Source organism: Ruegeria sp. TASC047 (assembly GCF_059612445.1).
The window spans coordinates 280,643-298,380 of sequence record NZ_JBXWQP010000054.1 but is presented as its reverse complement, the minus strand read 5'-3'; the positions used below and the strand labels follow the sequence as shown (position 1 = coordinate 298,380).

13 protein-coding genes and 1 pseudogene are annotated in these 17,738 nt (G+C 55.6%); 6 read left to right on the top strand and 8 right to left on the bottom strand.

Going from position 1 to position 17,738, the window contains the following annotated elements:
* Window positions 1-370 precede the first annotated feature (370 nt).
* The 4 genes and pseudogenes from AC2FLO_RS20435 to AC2FLO_RS20420 all read right to left on the bottom strand — a co-directional run.
* Window positions 371-1,327, bottom strand: a pseudogene (locus tag AC2FLO_RS20435) (transposase); the annotation flags it as partial.
* Window positions 1,328-1,638: 311 nt separating this feature from the next.
* Window positions 1,639-2,763, bottom strand: a complete 1,125-nt coding sequence (locus AC2FLO_RS20430) for an ATP-dependent DNA helicase (RefSeq protein WP_496752347.1) — start codon at window positions 2,761-2,763, stop codon at window positions 1,639-1,641.
* Between the two features lie 304 nt (window positions 2,764-3,067).
* Window positions 3,068-4,081 carry a hypothetical protein gene (locus AC2FLO_RS20425; protein ID WP_496752346.1) on the bottom strand — a complete coding sequence of 338 codons (1,014 nt, stop codon included), beginning with the start codon at window positions 4,079-4,081 and terminating at the stop codon, window positions 3,068-3,070.
* A 92-nt stretch (window positions 4,082-4,173) separates the two neighbouring features.
* A complete protein-coding gene (locus AC2FLO_RS20420; RefSeq protein ID WP_496752345.1) occupies window positions 4,174-4,752 on the bottom strand; it encodes a hypothetical protein in 579 nt (192 codons plus the stop codon).
* A 579-nt stretch (window positions 4,753-5,331) separates the two neighbouring features.
* Between AC2FLO_RS20420 and AC2FLO_RS20415 the strand changes: the two genes are divergently transcribed.
* The 3 genes from AC2FLO_RS20415 (at window position 5,332) to AC2FLO_RS20405 (ending at window position 10,731) form a co-directional block, all read left to right on the top strand.
* Window positions 5,332-8,928, top strand: coding sequence for an adenylate/guanylate cyclase domain-containing protein (locus tag AC2FLO_RS20415; RefSeq protein ID WP_496752343.1), 3,597 nt, complete (start codon window positions 5,332-5,334; stop codon window positions 8,926-8,928).
* A gap of 26 nt (window positions 8,929-8,954) precedes the next feature.
* The gene (locus AC2FLO_RS20410) at window positions 8,955-9,212 is read left to right on the top strand and encodes a DUF4242 domain-containing protein (protein WP_209504668.1); all 258 of its coding nucleotides are present in this window, start codon (window positions 8,955-8,957) and stop codon (window positions 9,210-9,212) included.
* 103 nt (window positions 9,213-9,315) lie between these two features.
* A complete protein-coding gene (locus AC2FLO_RS20405) occupies window positions 9,316-10,731 on the top strand; it encodes an FAD-binding oxidoreductase (protein WP_496752341.1) in 1,416 nt (471 codons plus the stop codon).
* 328 nt (window positions 10,732-11,059) lie between these two features.
* Here the strand turns inward: AC2FLO_RS20405 and AC2FLO_RS20400 are convergent, their stop codons facing one another.
* The 4 genes from AC2FLO_RS20400 to AC2FLO_RS20385 are packed head-to-tail and all read right to left on the bottom strand — an operon-like array spanning window position 11,060 to window position 14,222.
* Window positions 11,060-11,857, bottom strand: coding sequence for an ABC transporter permease (locus AC2FLO_RS20400; protein WP_496752339.1), 798 nt, complete (start codon window positions 11,855-11,857; stop codon window positions 11,060-11,062).
* A complete protein-coding gene (locus AC2FLO_RS20395; protein ID WP_480475310.1) occupies window positions 11,854-12,606 on the bottom strand; it encodes an ABC transporter permease in 753 nt (250 codons plus the stop codon). The genes AC2FLO_RS20400 and AC2FLO_RS20395 overlap by 4 nt, the downstream gene beginning before the upstream one ends.
* Before the next feature lie 9 nt (window positions 12,607-12,615).
* Entirely contained in the window at window positions 12,616-13,380 is a 765-nt protein-coding gene (locus AC2FLO_RS20390; protein WP_480475308.1) for a transporter substrate-binding domain-containing protein, read from the bottom strand.
* 44 nt (window positions 13,381-13,424) lie between these two features.
* On the bottom strand, window positions 13,425-14,222 hold the full coding sequence (locus AC2FLO_RS20385; protein ID WP_480558930.1) for an ABC transporter ATP-binding protein: 798 nt from the start codon (window positions 14,220-14,222) through the stop codon (window positions 13,425-13,427).
* A gap of 77 nt (window positions 14,223-14,299) precedes the next feature.
* On the opposite strand from AC2FLO_RS20385, the gene AC2FLO_RS20380 reads away from it, so the two are divergent.
* Genes AC2FLO_RS20380 through AC2FLO_RS20370 form a run of 3 tightly spaced genes read left to right on the top strand, consistent with a single transcriptional unit; the run spans window position 14,300 to window position 17,738 of the window.
* On the top strand, window positions 14,300-14,956 hold the full coding sequence (locus AC2FLO_RS20380) for a TetR/AcrR family transcriptional regulator (RefSeq protein WP_496752338.1): 657 nt from the start codon (window positions 14,300-14,302) through the stop codon (window positions 14,954-14,956).
* The gene (locus tag AC2FLO_RS20375; protein WP_496752337.1) at window positions 14,953-16,137 is read left to right on the top strand and encodes a pyridoxal phosphate-dependent aminotransferase; all 1,185 of its coding nucleotides are present in this window, start codon (window positions 14,953-14,955) and stop codon (window positions 16,135-16,137) included. Before AC2FLO_RS20380 ends, AC2FLO_RS20375 begins: the two co-directional genes overlap by 4 nt.
* Window positions 16,134-17,738 carry a 5-guanidino-2-oxopentanoate decarboxylase gene (locus AC2FLO_RS20370; protein WP_496752336.1) on the top strand — a complete coding sequence of 535 codons (1,605 nt, stop codon included), beginning with the start codon at window positions 16,134-16,136 and terminating at the stop codon, window positions 17,736-17,738. The genes AC2FLO_RS20375 and AC2FLO_RS20370 overlap by 4 nt, the downstream gene beginning before the upstream one ends.

The window sequence follows — 17,738 nt, the reverse complement described above, 5'->3', positions numbered from 1 at the left end:
TACTCGACCAGACAATGAAGAGCTGGGCACGAGACCTTAATCACAATCCGGAAAACTCTTGACAATATCTTTTTTTAACGCTCCGGCGTCATTCAGTCGCGCAGATTGAAATCCGGTCTCAAGACTACTTGAATGTCTTCTTCCGAATATTCAACCTGACAGGCTCACTCCTGCAGCGAAAGACCGCTTTCCTGAAAATGTCCCAAACAGTGCCAACCCTGGTTCGTGGCGTCGAAGGTCCGCTTCTATCGATCTCCGCAAGTCCTCGCTGCAGAGCGGCGAATTCACACTTTCCGCCCATTCTGTTGAAAAACAACGTGTTGCTGACGCAGAAAGTGGTGCTTTGAACAGAGCGCGAGTGCCTTTCCATTCAGGCTTTGCGCATTTGCTGCGGTGCGGGAAATATCTTGGCCAGTTTGCGGAGGTTTTGGGCGGTGGCGGCGAGGAGGAATTCGTCATTTGCGCCACATGGTCCACGTAATCGGAGCCGTCCGATCCCGAGGATGCGTTTGAGGTGGGCGAAAAGCATCTCGACCTTCTTCCGGAGCTTCATCGAGATCTGGTATTGGCGGGTCTTGGCAATGTCGCGGGCAACCTGCCGGGCGTCTTCGTGCTCTTCACGTGTAATCTTTCGAGCATCGGCGTTCGGGCAGCACTTGGCTTTCGACGGGCAGGTCTGACAGACGTCTTTCAAGGCGCGATAACGAGCCGTCCCTTTGCCGGTTGGCCCTCTGTTCGGATCCGAGTAGTTACGGCGGAACTGCATCAGGGCGTGACCTTCGGGACAGACATATTGATCGTTTTCTGCGTCCCACTCAAAGTCGGCGCGGGTCCAGGTTCCGTCGTTGCGCCCGGATTTATCAAAGACAGGAATGTGCGGCGCGATCTTGCGGTCGACCAGCCATCCAAGAAGTGGCTCGGTGCCGTAAGCGGTGTCGGCGATCAGCCGTTCTGGATGCAGATCGAACTTGTCCTCTACCCGGTCCAGCATGGTTTTGGTTGATCCGACCTCAGCTTGTCGGATGGACCGTGTGGCCTCGACATCAACGATGACGCCATGGTCGGTGTCGATCAGATAATTGTCAGAATAGCTGAAGAAAGCAGGCCCCTTACGCGCTGCCGTCCATTGGCTCGCAGGGTCAGAATGCGAGGTGAACTTGGGCTGCACCTCGCTCGCAGCTCCGAAAGCCGCCTCATCGAGAGTGTCGAGATATTCGCGAACCGCCCGTGGCGCATCCTCCGGTGTGACACCGCGTTCTTCCCAATCCTTGGGGTTGCTGGAGTTCTGTTTCTGGACATCAGCGGCGATCAGACTGGCATCAGCGGCAAAGCCCTATCCATTGAGAACTCATAGAACAGCGACGATTACGCTTCCTGCCTCGGTCCCATCATCGCCAATCCTCCCGCCCATTGGAAGAATTGAATCAGCAGTTCAGCCCTCGATCAAGGAAGAGTTTTTCAACAAAATACGCCCCTCGGGTGTAGGCGATGTCCTAGAAACAGCCTTTGTAAGCGAAGGGGATACATTCTGGCTCCCACAAGACTTTGAGGTTCAATGCTCCCATGGACATAGCATCAAGGAACATCTTCATTGGGCAGAAAGTGCCTGCCCAATGACGCCTTAAGTATGGAAATGTCCTAGAGGCGTGTAACCAGAGTCACGCATTCAGAAGCCCGTGTAACTGCGGTATAGAGCCAATTCCTCGCATATTTGTCGAAGATGTGACTTTCGTCCTCTATAATCACGTGGCCCCACTGGCTGCCTTGGGCTTTATGAACTGTCAACGCGTAACCATACTTAAACTGCTGAGAACTTTTTCGTTCCTTGTCCGCCAATCTCTCTTCGTCGTCGGTAAAATACTCCGGATGCACACGTACGCGGTAGTTTTCATGATCCGGGAAGTCGCACGATTTTAGTTCCAACGACAAAGTTCCCGAAAACCGGGACTTCTTCGGTTCTGAGACGACTGTGAACATGCCTCCATTGACGATACCAAGGCCATGGTCATTGTGCTGACACACAAGGCGGTCGCAAATCTCAGGCAGGTCACTGGTGCGTCCCAAGGCCCTGCGGATTTCTTCGTTGTAGTGGGAACGAGTGACGTTCCTACCGGCAAGGAGCTGGTCCGCATCCAATATCTCATCGATCTCAAGACTCCCGTCCGGCACCACACGGCTGTTCCCATAGGCACCGTATTTCAACGGTTTCCCTTCACGAATGTCTGTCGCCAGTTGTAAGACCGGGCTGTCCTTGGCCTGACGGTGGATTTCGGTCAGCATGGCGTCAGGCTTGGCGTTGGTGAAGTAGCCCTCGCCGGCCACCGGCGGCAGCTGGGCAGGATCACCAAGTGCGAGGATAGGAGTTCCGAATGACATTAGGTCACGCGCTAAATTTACATCAACCATTGAGCACTCATCGAGCACAATCAAGTCTGCATCCGCTGCTGCACTATCCGGATCGAGGTGGAAACTGAATTTATCAGCCGGTCCCTGCACAACCTTATAGATCAGACTGTGAATGGTGGAAGCACCTTCACAGCCGTTGCGCTGCATCATCATAGCCGCTTTGCCAGTGAAGGCCGCGTAAACAACCCCTCCATTCAAACCGCTGGCCAGATGTCGCGCGATTGTCGTCTTGCCGGTGCCAGCATATCCGAAGAGCCGGAAGATCTTATTTGTCTTGGCATCGTTCTTCAGCCAGGAGCCAACGCAGTCAAGCGCTGAGAGTTGTTGGCCGGACATAGTGAAATTGATAGCATTCATGAGGTTAGGTCTTCTGCAGGTTTGGGGTTGAGAATTCTGGCCAACGTGCGAGGCTGGCCGAGCGTATCTTGGGCGTCTTAAGAACGAACCAACCAGACGATTGATGGTCGGCTCTGCGTTCATCGAAATGAAGGTGTAATGCCCCCCTTGTTACGGGTTACACTTCAGGAGGAATGTTCCGGAGAAAGTACTTAACTAGGGGGGCATTACATGCCCGGAGGGGTTTCTTGATCTCCGGAGGGTGTAACGCTCCCCTATTATTTAACTTCTTTGCTCTTACACTATATTTGACACAAGGGAGCCATTACACGGCAACCTCCACCTTCGGTGCAGCGTTGGTCTCTAATCTCGAGGCACTCTGGCGAGTACGACATGCATTGACACGCCTCCAGTTTGCCCGCCTATCGGCCTCGGCAATCGGATCGGCAAAGCCCGTTTCTGAAAGGGTTTTCGAGATGACCGTCTGGCGTGCTAGTTCACAATCTCCACGCTGTGTACATGTCGAGCAAATAGGATTGTCAAACATGACTACTCCGGGCACACCAAAACAACTCTGGTAGATCTCCTTGCTTGTAGGCGTCTTGAGCTCAACGGGTCTAAGGAAGCCGTTGGCAACGTCTTCTCGTGCTTTGCGTTCAGCACTTTCGACGGCCTTTTCCCCAAGGAAGTTACAATCAACGGCACGGAAATACTGGTGCTCGACCACGTGCTTGGCAACAAACCCGTCTATTGAATATACGCCGCGACTCACCAAATCGAGCATCTCTTTACGAAATTGACGCTGCGCCGGAAGGCCCTGGTAGGAAAAAAATGCGTACTGGGGCATGACCTTCATCCGGTTCAATTCGAGGCCATGGCGGTCATCACTCCAGAACTCCACTATTTTGGTCAACCAGGCATCGCGTTTCTTCTCGCCAGGCCAAAGCTGATTAGGCTGCGGCGGATGTCGATAACGGCGAGCGGCCGCGAACTTGAAAACGAATTCCAAGTAAGCGGGATAGGGCAGGCCGATCTGGTCTGCTTTCTGGCGAGCGATGTAGAGCTGGGTCAGATGAGCGTTCCGTTTGTGAAAGCTCAATTTGAAGCCGATTTTGATATCGGCGGCTGCCCTGACGTCGATGTTGGTGCGAAGATAGTCCCTATAGGCCTCGATATAGGCCTCGTAGAACCGCTTGGTCGCTTCCATAGGGCTCAGAAAACGATACTCCGGCCATTTGGTCGGCATCAGCTCAGCTTCGCGCGCGCGATACCTTGTAGGTATCAGCTTCAACATGCGATGAAGCTTATTCAGCCTTAGTTTATGTTCATCCAGGGGCATTCGACATATCTCCTTTGTCCCGGGACCGACCTAGAGGGCGAATTCCCGGTCTTGTCTTTGATTGAGTCGGGTGGGATGTGGCTAGTGCCAGATCAGACGAGGTGGGTCTCTTCTGAACCTGCGTTCCAGCGTCCATCAGTCCAGTGACCCAGCTTCATGGCGGTGTCGCGCAACTTGCGATACCGGCGACGAGCCTGCTCGATCATCCGATAGCCCTGCCGGTAATCCGGTGCCTTGTAGTAGCCCAACCGCAGACCTTCGATTTCGCGCATAAGATCACTGGCACACTTATCGAGAAAACGAGCCTGATCTTCACGAGAAAGCTGGCGCAGTACCGCCAACGAAGGCAAAGGCGGAATCTTCGGCGGAACCAACGGGGCTTCGGTGACCGATCCTTTTCCGTCGATGTTTGCGGTCGATGTGTGAATTGACTCATGGTGTTCAAGAATCTGGATCAACTCATGGGTCATACCCAGAAGGCAACTGACAAGCTCGGGTGCATTCTTGCCGCCACTAAGCTCATTGGCCATCGACTCCAGCATGAAAAACACTGTGCCGTTGTCGATAAAATCGTGATTTTCTCCGGAGATGCTCTTTTTGAGGTTGATGGTGGGAACGTTCAGTTTACCAACATCTATTGTTCCGCCAAGGCGGTTGGGTGCGGCGTCCATATAGGATTCCTTTCAACAGTGGGTTTTTTGGGCGATCTTTTTAGCGCGCAATTTCTTTATAGCGCTGCGGCTGTCGACTTGCGTCTTTTTGTGAAATTTTTTTTCGTTGCCGCAATTCTAGGGCATATCTAAATGTCAAATCGGTGGCTTGGGATCCATTTGCAGAACAGTTCTGAGGCCGCCTTCGAAGATCGACCATTACCAGATCGGACGAGGATGATTGTTTGATCTTCGCGCGGGAAACACGCACGCACATAGGATTGGGCTCGGAATAAGATGTCGCGCTCTGACCCACAATGATGGACTGTTGGAAGCCTAGGCTTACGCTTGGTAATTTGGGCCATTCTAAAGTCGGTTACACAGTTACAATATGACACATAACCCATTGCTTTATAATACTTTGTCGGGAGTTCGAGTCTCTCATCACCCACCATCCTTTCCCCACAATGTATCAAGGTCTTACGTGACTGGCACATTTCGCTGTGCTGCGCGTGAAACTGCGTCCGCTGCGCATTGATCGCCCGGCTGAGAAAATAGCGTTTTCTTGATTAGTGACGCGTATCTCAGCATGATCCGGATATGTTGGTTGAAATGGACACGTGGTTGAACGACCTCGGATTGGGTCAGTACGCAAGTGCCTTTGCGGAAAACGACATTGATGCGCGGGTTTTGCCATTGCTGACAGGCGACGACCTGAAAGAGCTTGGGGTAAGCCTTGGTCACCGAAAGATCATCCTTGCGGCGGTTCAGGATTTGGTTGGCTCTGGGTGCCTGTCTTCATCAGCGCCAGCCGCAGGGGAGCCAACCAGCGAGAAAACTCAGCCATCCGCCCTTGATGATGTGCATAGCGAAGCTGCACCAGCGAAAAAGCCCATCGCACCTGCGGCTGAGCGGCGTCATCTGACAGTCTTGTTCGCTGATCTGGTCGGCTCGACGGAGCTGACCAACCGATTTGATCCCGAAGACATGCGGGATCTGCTACAGAACTATCAGGATACCGTCGCGGGGGCAGTGAGCAGGTATGGTGGCTATGTCGCGAAATATCTTGGCGACGGTCTTCTTGTGTTTTTCGGCTGGCCAACAGCCTACGAAGATCACGCCATTCGCGCGATAAAGGCGGGGCTTGAGTGCGTCCGTCGGGTTGAAGAGCTCAACACCCCTGACGGTGAGCGTTTATCAGCCAGACTGGGTATTGCCAGCGGCGATGTCGTGGTCGGTGACACGATCGGCGAAAACTCGTACGAAGAAGGTGCCATGACCGGGCCGGCGGTCAATCTGGCCGCGCGGATACAGGAACACGCCCTGCCAAACTCGGTGGTTTTGTCTGCAGAAGAAACCGAAGCCGCCTTGCACCGGATATTCGAGTTCGAGACCCTTGGATCAACTCAGTTGAAGGGGTTCAAAGACCCTCGGACCTTGTTGAAGGTCGTATCGGAACGCAGCGCGGAAAGCCGGTTTCGCGCGTCGTACAAGGATGACGCTGGCAGCACCATGATTGGCCGGGACTACGAAAAGGGTATCCTGTTGCAATCGTGGCAACGTGCCCAAAACGGTCATGGTGAGGTCGTTCTGCTGTCGGGTGAGGCGGGGATTGGAAAATCGCGCCTGACTGAGGGGTTTCTTGCGGACGTTACAGCGACCGGACAGGCCGATGTGATAAGGCTGAACTGCTCGCCCTATCTGACCAGCAGCCCCTTTCATCCGGTCACCCAGCGAATTTCACAGGATGCGGGCGTTGAACCGGATTTTGACGACAATCAAATTCTGGAACATGTCAGGAAGCTGCTGGAAGGCCGGGAAGGTCTGGACTGGGAACAGGTTCTGCCTGTCTTTGCAGCGCTGGTTGCGCCGCGCAGCGCGCTGGCTCGTGAAGTTCTCGAGATGTCGCCGCAGGAGCAACGCGACATAACGATCCAAACCCTGATCCATGCGGTGCAGGTCCGGGCAGGTGTACGCCCGGTTATTCTGTGTGTTGAGGATGCACATTGGATCGATCCCTCGACGCAAGCCCTGCTGGAGCGGTTCAAGGCGATTTGTACCGATCTTCCCCTGATGGTCCTGATGACCCACAGACCTGGGTGGGACCTGGCCCGCGATGACGGGGACACGCATGTTCAAACACTCCTGCTGCGCCGGTTCGGTTCTGCTGATGTCTCGGATCTGGTCCGCAATATCACTGGCAAGGACCCGGACGATGCCTTGATCGCGACAATCATCGAAAAAACGGACGGTGTGCCCCTGTTTGTCGAAGAATTGACCCAGGCGATCGTGAATGCTGATGAGCAGGGACAAGTCCGCATACCATCCTCGCTGAAGGGTGCCTTGATGGCGCGGCTTGATGCAGTTTCGCCTGAGGCCAAACAGGTCGCGTTGACGGGGTCAGTCATCGGGCGGGAATTTGAACCAGATTTGTTAAGGGCCGCCATGGGGCTGGAACGCGCGGATATCAATCTTCGCCTCGAAGAACTGTCGCGAACGGGACTGATCTTTGAAAGCGGAAACAACCGCGGGCATTTTGTGTTCCGCCATGCCCTTACCCGCGATACGGCATATCAATCCATGCTGAGCTCTACCCGCAGGCAGCAACATTCAAACGTTGCCCGTGCACTGATCGCGATGCGATCAGCTGAAATCGAACGCCGCCCGGAACTGGTGGCCCGCCATCTGTCAGAAGCAGAAGATTGGCGCGCCGCATTCGACAAATGGGAAGCTGCGGCTGAAATGGCATTGGCCCGGTCAGCCAGCCAGGAAGCGATGACCAATGCCCAGGAGACGCTTAAAGCGGCTAAGCGGCTGAACTCGGAAACCAGCCCGGAAATGGTCAGGGGCATGATCCTGGTTGGCCGCAGCCATGACAGCCAGGGTCAGTTGTCCGAGGCGATGGCGGTTCTGAAAAGTGCATCTAACGCTGCACGGAAACTCCACGATGTGCAGTTGTCAGCCGATGCAGCCAATCATTTTGCTGACTCGTGCATGATGACAAGCAAGCGACATCACGAGGCCATTGACCTTTGTGAAAAGGCGCTGAAAGACCTGTCTGACAATGACGAAGTCAGGCGGTGCCGGTTGATGAGCCAACTAGCACGGGCGTATATGTTTGTCGGCCAGTTTTCCGAAGGCACCCGCTTTGGTCAGCAATCCATGGAACTGGCAGCGAAGCTTGGGGATCATAAATCCCAGTTTTCGGTAATGATGATGCATTTTGGGGCGCCATTCATCGCGCGCAACGGGCGAGAGGCGCGCCATTGGCGTGAAAACCTGGATGCCATGCATCGGGTCGCAGAAAAGCTTGGCACCATTGATCAGGGCCGCGACCGGACGCTCAACCTGTTTGTCGGTGCTGAAATGGCCGACCGCGACCTGTTGGACAACTCACTCGAATTGCTGACAGCGATTTCCGAAAAGGACAATCATCTGCAACTCTATTGGGTTCAGAAACACGCACGCGCCATGGTTGCAATCATGGACGGCGACTTTGTTCAGGCTGAAAAGCACGCCACCGAAGCGGTCAAGATCGGCCGAAAAACGCACGGCGAACATGTCGAGGGCGTTTTCGGCGTTCAGATGTTCACCATCCGCCGCGAGCAGAACCGCCTGCACGAGGTCGCGCCTGTGATCAAGAAACTGATGACCGACAGCCCCGAAGACATCTCGTGGAAGCCGGGTTTTGGCCTTATCGCAGCCGAACTGGGGTACACGGAACCAGCCGAAAAAATACTGAATGAAATGGCGGAAAACGGCTTCGACCTGCCGCCAGATGCCATGTATTCAACAACACTGTCCTATCTTGCCGACATCTGCGTGGCAGTCGGGCATCCGGATCATGCCCAGACGCTTTACGGTATGCTGCAACCCTACGAGGACCTGACGATCACCGCAGGGGCAACCACAGTCTGCACAGGTGCCGCAGCCCGACGCTTGGGGAACCTGGCAACGGTGCTGAAAGACTGGGAAATTGCCGGGAAGATGTTCCGGAAAGCCATCGAGATTGACACGAGGATGAATTGCCCGCCATGGATTGCGCATTCCAAGGCAGCGTATGCATCCGCACTCAGACAACAGGGCCGCCCCAGCGATTTGGAACTGGCGTTTCAACTGGAAGGGGAAGCGTTGGCAATATCACAGAAATTGAGTATGGTTTCCCTTAAGTCAAAACTCGAAGGGGTAGCCAGTTAAGGCCCGGAAAATGCTTGGGGGGCATAATGCCACGATATATCATTGAACGGAATTTTGCCGAGCAGCTGAATATCAGCGACAACGACAAAATTCACATCAAAGAAATCAACGACGAAGTCGGCATTGAATGGATCTTTTCCTTCCTCAGCGCAGATAAGCGCAAAACATACTGCCTTTACGAAGCCCCGGATGAAGAAAGCCTGCGAAAAGCGGCCGAGCGTCTGAACATTCCTGCCGATGTCATCACGCCGGTAGATCGGATCGATCCGGGAATATTTGCCTGACGACCAGCTTTCCCCCACAACCAAGTATCCCCTTCTCAGGGCAATAACAAACTCACGAGGCAGCCGTGCGCGAAACCTTTCCTGAAACAAGGGAGGCCTAAGCATGTTTGACCTGAAAGCACTCGACGGACATATCGCAACTGTGGATCAAGGCGATTTGGACGCGCTTGATGCCTCACTGCGCGGCGGGGTCTACCTGCCGGGAACCCCGGAATACGAAGAAGCCAGGATTACCTGGAACAGCATGTTCGAGCGTTTCCCCGCCTTCGTGATCCGTGCGATGGGGGCGAGCGACGTCCAGAAGGCAATAAACTTCGTCCGACAAGCAGGCCTCATGATGACCGTTCGATCAGGTGGGCACCAGATTGCAGGGCACGCCGTCGCGGACAAGGCCGTCATGCTGGACCTGTCCCAGATGCGTTCGGTTCACGTGGACCCTGCCCGCAAAACTGTCCGCGTTGCACCCGGTGCGTTGCTTGGAGACGTTGATCGCGAAACACAGGCCCATGGTCTTGTCGTCCCCACAGGCATCAATTCGACCACCGGCATCGCCGGGCTGACCCTGGGCGGCGGTTTCGGCTGGACGACCCGGAAATTCGGCATGACAATTGACAACCTTCTGTCGGCAGAAGTCGTCACAGCGGATGGCGCGATTGTCACCGCATCATCCACGAGCCACCCGGAACTTTTCTGGGCCATTCGTGGTGGTGGCGGAAACTTTGGTGTCGTCACCTCATTCGAATTCCAGTTGCATGATCTTGGGCCCGATATCCTGTCCGGCCTGATCGTGCACCCGATCGAAAAGGCACCAGAACTGCTTTCCGAATTTGTGGCCATTGCGGACACGTCCCCCGATGAGCTCACCGTCTGGAGCGTGATGCGAAAAGCGCCGCCGCTCCCGTTCCTGCCGGAAGAGTGGCACGGGCGCGAAGTGCTGATTTTCGCAGCGTGTTATAGCGGCCCGATGGATGAAGGTGAAAAAGCGATGTCGGCCTTGCGCGCGCTGGGTGAGCCGATTGTGGATGTCATTTCACCGCACAGATTCGTGGACTGGCAAGCGGCTTTTGATCCCCTGTTGTCGCCGGGCGTCCGCAACTATTGGAAAAGTCATGACTTCAACACGCTGCCCCCGGCCGCCATCACGGACCTGCTGGACGCGATTTCCACCCTTCCCGACCCCGCTTGCGAGGTTTTCATTGCTCATGTTGGTGGCGCGATGGCCCGCGTTGAGCCCGCTTCTACCGCCTACCCGCAAAGATCTGCGCACTTCATCATGAATGTCCACACGCGATGGGAAGACCCTGACAAGGATGACACCTGCATAGGGTGGGCACGCCAGCTGTACGAACAGATGAAACCATACTCAACAGGCAGTGCCTATGTGAACTTCATGCCTGAAGACCAAGCCGATCACATGACCGGCGCTTATGGTGTGAACGGCGAAAAACTTTCCAAGATCAAAGGAAAATACGATCCCACCAACTTGTTCAGGATGAACCACAATATTCTACCAACGTAAGACAACCAAAGTGGCAATTCCCGACCTGCATTGATGTTGAGACCGCTGTCTTGGCACCACTCAATTTGTGTCGCTGGCCAGTAATCGCGACAGACGGTTCCTCTCACCTATGGCCACGCTGGTAATCATGCCCTCTTGTCGTGCAGCTAGCCTAAATGCTGTACCACACGCGCGTTGAACTTGCGGGGCGCGAACGAAACCAACTTTCCTGATCCCGTTTCAAACACCTGTTTTATGCTTAAGCCTGCAATCTGGGTCGCTAGGAACAATTCATCGAATAACCGCCTCGGAATTCGCGGGGCAAGTTTCTTTCGACTACTGGCCGAAACTATCCGACAAGCCCATTGCGGCGTCCGGTTCCCAGAACCTTCACCTCTAGCCAGTGGAACACCAATGCAATTACACCCGCTACGAGAATGTAGAATACGGCCAACAGGATAAGCGGTTCGTAGACGATAAACGTATCGGCGCGCACACGGGACGACACGGCATAGATATCAACCACGGTTATCGTAGCGACCAGCGGCGTTGCCTTTAATTGCAGGATGGTTTCACCGCCCAAAGTCGGCAGAACATTGCGGATTGCCTGTGGTAACCAGATGCGGCGAAACATCGTCAGCCTTGGCATACCAAACGACTTGGCCGCCTCCAGCTGTCCTTTGGCAACGCCCTTGAAGGCTCCGCGCATGACCTCGCCTTCATAACCCGCATAAGAAAGTGTCAACGCCAGCACCGCATAGGGCCAAGCCTGACGCAGGTACGGCCAAAGTTCAGATGATCGTATCCATGGAAACTGCGGAAACAGAGAGCCGAGGCCATAATACAGCAACCAAAGCTGCAAAAGCAGCGGTGTGCCGCGAATGATGGTACAAAACGCCTTTGCGGGTGCCGCAAGATACCATGGCCCAACGGCCTGCGCTAATCCAAGCGGTACAGCCAGTAAAAATCCAAGAACGATCGTGACAACCAGCAACCAAAGCGTGGTCCAGATACCCTTCAATGCAAGCGGCGCATAATTGGGTATCCAATCCCACCGCAATGTCATCGCGCACCAAACCGCGATCCCGGCAAAGATCAGCATCATCACGATACGATGAGGTTGCATCAGAGATCTGAGGTCGATCATCTGCTGCCTCCGTTCAGAGCGGGTTGGCCGCGACGGGCCCATTTCTCAATCCGCGCAAAGATCCCACCCGAAAACAGCGTAACCATCAGATAAAGGAAGCCCGCCGCCAGGAAAAAGGTGAAGTAGGCCCGCGTGCTGCTGGCCGCCTGGCGCGTTTCCAGCGTCAGCTCGTTAAAGCCGACAACGGCCAGCAATGCGGTGTCTTTGGTTGCAATCAGCCACAAGTTGGCCAGACCAGGTACCGCAAAGCTCATCATGGCGGGGATTGTGACGCGCCGCATGGTCATGAAGGCCGGCATCCCGTAGGATTTCGCCGCTTCGATCTGACCGGGCGGAACCGCCTGAATGGCACCGCGCAGAATCTCGGTCGCATACGCGCCCTGAACGACGCCCAGCACCCAAATGCCTGCGGCAACGCCGTTGATCTCGACGCGGCCACCACCCATGGCAGCAGATATTTTGTTGATAATATCGGATCCCACGTAATACAGGATCAGGATCAGGACCAGTTCCGGCACGGCCCGGATCACGGTCGTATAAATGGCAAGAAGGTCGCGCGTGACCTTCCCGCCGTAAAGTTTGCCATACGCTCCGAACAATCCGATCACGAGGCCCAGCGCATATGCGCCAAAAGCGATCTGCAAGGAGTGGGACAATCCGCGTAGCAGATTGGCCCCCCACCCCGGCGGCGAGAGCGACAGAAGCTCTGCGCTCTGCGCCAAACCAAGTGATTCCAGAAATCCGGTCACGGCAACGGCTTAGTAGATGCTGGTCGAGAAATAGTTCGACGTGATCTTCTCATGCGTGCCATCGGCAAGAATTGCCGCGATGCCCTTGTTCAACGCCGCAAGCAGGTCATCCTGCCCTTTACGAACGCCTGCACCGACACCACGCCCCAAAATGGCGGGATCGTCCTTCACGGCACCTTTGATTTCGCAGCAAGCACCGGCATCCGAATTCACAAAATCGGCCATCGCAATGCTGTCAGCTTGTGTGGCGTCGATCCGACCGGCAAACAGGTCCTGATTGGCCTCATCCTGAGTTTGATAGACGCGCAGTTCGGAATCCTTGAAGTATTCCTGCGCATAAGCTTGGTGGATCGTCGAAGCCTGAATGCCAATGACTTTACCCGCCAGCGATTCCGGGGTTGCTTCGATATCCATTGATTTATCGGCAACGATAACCGCAGGTGTGTTGTAGTAAGGATCGCTGAAATCAATGGTTTTCAACCGCTCCTCGGTGATCGACATCGAGGCCATGATGGCGTCGATCTGCTGCCCCGTCAGCGAAGGGATGATACCGTCCCAGGCCACCGGCGTGATAACACAGTCAAGTTCGGCAGCGGCGCAAACTGCATTGATGACGTCGATCTCCCAACCGACCCAGTTGCCTGAACTGTCCAGCGACGCGAAGGGCGGATAAGGCTCGGCCGCGATGCCGATCTTGACCTCTTCTGCACTGGCAACACCAGCCGAAAGGACAGCGGCGGCAAGACCGGACGCGAGCAGTTTTTTGACGTTCATTTTGTTACTCCCTTTAGGTTTATTTTGTTGTTTTTTGTAGTGGATCAGGCGACCGAGCTGAGGAACTGCTTCAATCGTTCTGATTTTGGATTTCCGAAGACCTCGGCAGGTGGGCCCTGCTCTTCAATGCGGCCCTCGAAAAGATAGACGACGTGGTTCGCGACTTCGCGCGCAAATTTCATTTCATGGGTCACAAGCAGCATGGTGCGCCCTTCCGCTGCAAGATCCCGGATCACGGTCAGAACTTCGCCGACAAGCTCTGGGTCAAGCGCTGAAGTTGGCTCATCGAAAAGCATCACCGAAGGATCCACCGCAAGCGCGCGTGCGATGGCGGCGCGCTGTTGCTGACCGCCTGAAAGATAGGCCGGATAGGTGTCGGCCTTGTCACCAAGCCCCACCCTTTTCAGCAGGTCATGCGCCCGCGCGACAGCTTCGGCCCTTGGTACCTTAAGGACATGTACCGGTACCTCGATCACGTTTTCCAAAAGTGTGCGATGTGTCCACAGGTTGAACTGCTGGAAAACCATCGCAAGCCGTGTACGGATACGTTCAATCTGGCGGCGGTTCGAGGGGCTGCCGTCGGCATGCATTTCAACCAGCTCACCGCCGATGGTGATCTTTCCCGAGCTTGGTGTTTCCAGAAAGTTGATACAGCGCAGCATGGTGGATTTGCCCGAGCCTGAACCCCCAATGATGGCAACGACATCGCCCTTGTTCGCTGTCAACGAGACACCTTTCAAAACCTCCAGCGTGCCGAAAGACTTGTGCAGGTCCTCAACCCTTATCGCCTCTTCAGACGTGGTTGTTTCGCGTGCGGGTGATGCTGCTTTGGCTGTGTCCATATCCAAGAATCTTCTGATTTCAGCTTGCAGTAAGCCTCGAATCTCGCAATTATGCAAGTGTATAATAATTCCGTACCATGGATGACCCGGACGTGCAGGACGACAGCCGTAAATTTACACGTGAATCTGCCGAGTTTCGGCGCGAGGCGCTGATCCTGGCGACTTTGGACCTGATCGCCGAGATGGGTGTTCGGGGTGCCACTGTGCGTCAGATCTCGGCCCGCGCGAACGTGACCCAAGGGCTGATCCGGCACTATTTCTCATCCAAGGAGGAACTGGTTCAGGCTGCGTACGAACATCACATGAATACACTAACCGATCAGACAGCTGCGTCGTCAGGGAAAGGCACCGCAGTATCTCAGTTGACCAACTTCGTTGATGCGTCGCTGCGACCGCCAATCGTTGATCCAAGCGCTGTGGCCTTGTGGGCCGGCTTCCTGAACAAGGTGCAGCGGGATCCGAAAATGCAACGCATCCACCAGCAAACCTATAACTATTTCCGGGATCACCTTGAAAAGCTGATCGTCGCCGCATTGCAAGAAACCGGGCGTCCCGTCACCGCGTCGCAAGCGGCGCAACTGGCCATTGCCTGTAACGCTGTTATCGACGGTCTTTGGCTGGAAGGCGGTGCGCTTCCAGATGCGTTTTCCGAAGGTCAATTGGCGCAGATCGGATTGGATTCAGTCAGCGCTATCGTCGGTATCCCATTGATCAAAGAAGTAGAGCAACCATGAAGACCACATCTGTGACAGAACGGTTAGCGGGTTTGGGCGGCGCCAAATGGGGCGTACATCTGAAAGCGCGCGACCTTATCAAAGCCGGAGCCGATATCGTCGAAATGACGATTGGAGAACCGGATGTACCCGTCCCGGACGCCTTGATCGAAGCCACCGTAACCTCATTACGGGCCCAGCGAACCGGGTACTCGAATGGACATGGCGAAGCTGGCTTGCTTGACGCGCTTGCCGCCCGCTATTCGGCTTCTCGCGGACGGGCTTTCGGGCCCGAGAATTTTCTTTGCTTTCCCGGAACGCAGACCGCTCTGTTCGCAGCCATGGCTGGCGTTGCCGAGGCCGGTGACGAAGTTCTGGTCGGTGATCCGATGTATGCAACCTATGAAGGGGTCGTTCGTGCGTCCGGGGCGGAAATGGTGCCTGTACCGCTGCGCCCGGAACACGGGTTTCGCATACAAGCCAAAGATATCGCCGAGCGCCTTACACCGCGCAGCCGCGCCATTCTTCTGACAACGCCACACAACCCAACGGGCGCGATCCTGACGGCCAAGGAGCTAACCGAGATCGGACAGCTCGCGATTGCACATGACTTGTGGATTATCTCGGACGAGGTCTATGAAGAACTGATCTTTGACGGGGCCAGATTTGTGTCGCCACTGGCAAACCCGGAACTGGCGGATCGTGTCATCGGCGTATCATCCATCTCGAAATCACATGCCGCGCCGGGGTTCCGCAGTGGCTGGTGTGTCGGGCCAGCCGCGTTTTGCGAAACGCTGCTGCCCTATTCCGAGACCATGCTCTTTGGCAATCAACCCTTCATCGCGGATATGACTGAAAAGGCGATCCGTGACGGGTCCGAGGTTGCCTCCGGCATGGCCGCCCGTTTTTCAGCGCGCGCTACGCTTTTGGCTGATCGCCTCGAAGCAGAAACGGATCTGACCGTTCACCGGCCTCAGGCGGGAATGTTCGCCATGATCAACGTCTCCGCCACCGGGTTGGACGGCGAAGCCTATGCCTGGGACCTGTTGCAGACCGGGGTGGCTGTCATGCCGGGTTCCGCCTTCGGGGACAGCTTGAAAGACTGGGTGCGGGTCGCCCTGACGATCAGTGACACCGACTTTGCCACTGCGGTCTCTCGCATAATCGATCACGCCAACAGAAAATCACGCGAGGTTGCATGAGTGAAATGACCGTGGGCGAAGCATTGGTTGCCAGGCTTCGCCAAAGGGATGTGACCTGCGTCTTCGGAATTCCGGGCGTTCATACGGTCGAGCTTTACCGCGGGCTTGCAGGCTCGGGCATTCGTCACGTTACACCCAGACACGAACAGGGCGCAGGATTTATGGCCGATGGCTATGCGCGCGTGTCAGGCAAACCGGGTGTGGCCTTTGTGATCACCGGGCCCGGATTAACCAATACATTGACGCCGATGGCGCAGGCCCGCGCGGATTCAATACCAATGCTGGTGGTGTCTGGTGTCAACAAAACCGCATCGCTTGGCAGGGGTTTAGGGCATCTGCATGAGTTGCCAGACCAGTTGAGACTGGCCAGAACCGTTGCGTTGTTGTCCGAACACGTTTCCGCCACCAACGCTCTGGACCCGGCCTTGGACTGCGTGTTCCACACCCTCACCAACGGTCGACCCGGACCGGTGCATATCGAAGTTCCGTTGGATATCGCAGCGGCTGATTATCAGGAAACACAGGTCGAACCGCTTGTCTCAGCCTCTCCGATTGACCCGGCTTTGATTACACAAGCCGCACAGCAACTGGCCAAAGCGAAGAACGTTGTCATTCTGGCGGGCGGCGGCGCAAAACGTTCCGAGGCTGGATTGCAGGCTCTGGCCGAAGCTCTGGATGCGCCCGTGGTGCAAACGGTCAACGCGCGCGGCCTGATGCACAGGCATCCACTGACTGTTCCGGCAAGCCCCAGCCTGAACGCCGTACGCGGCTTGATAGAAAGCGCCGATTGCGTCCTTGCACTGGGAACCGAGCTGGGCCCAACCGACTATGATATGTATGCCACCGGCCAAATTGCTAAAATGTCAGGGTTGATACGGGTTGATCAGTGCGGCGAGCAACTGACGCGACATGAGGCAGCGCTCATCATTCAAGGTGACGTCAACTTGGCTGTATCAGCGCTGGTTGACGCCTTGCCGCACAAGCCAAAGCAAAGCGATGGCGCGGAACGTGCAAGCAAAACACGTGACGCCGCCTGGGCGGAAATTGGTCCGGACTATCGCAAACAGGTGGAAATCCTCAACGCAATGCGTTCTGCGGTCCCCAACACCCTGATGGTCGGAGACTCCACCCAACCGATCTATGCCGGCAATCTTTTCTACGATCACGACCGGGCCGGAGGCTGGTTTAACGCGGCAACCGGGTACGGCGCGCTGGGCTATGGAATCCCCGCTGCCATCGGCGCTTCGGTCGCCGATCCCACGGCACGTGTGATATGCATCGCGGGCGATGGGGGCGCGCAGTTTTCTCTGCCTGAAATTATGGCCGCGGTCGACGAAGACCTGCCGATCACCTTCGTGATCTGGAACAACCACGGATACCAGGAAATTGCCACGTCAATGCAGGATGCGGGCGTGACAGTCATAGGATGTGATCCCTCGCCTCCTGATTTTTCGGCGACGGCCAAGTCATACGGTATTCCATTCGCTTCGGTTCCAGCTGAACCGCAGGCTGTCGCGCAGGCATTGCGCCAAACTGCCGCCCAGAACGGGCCGGTAATGATCGAAGTCACCGCTCCGAAATTCGCAGCTCAGAAAGATTGA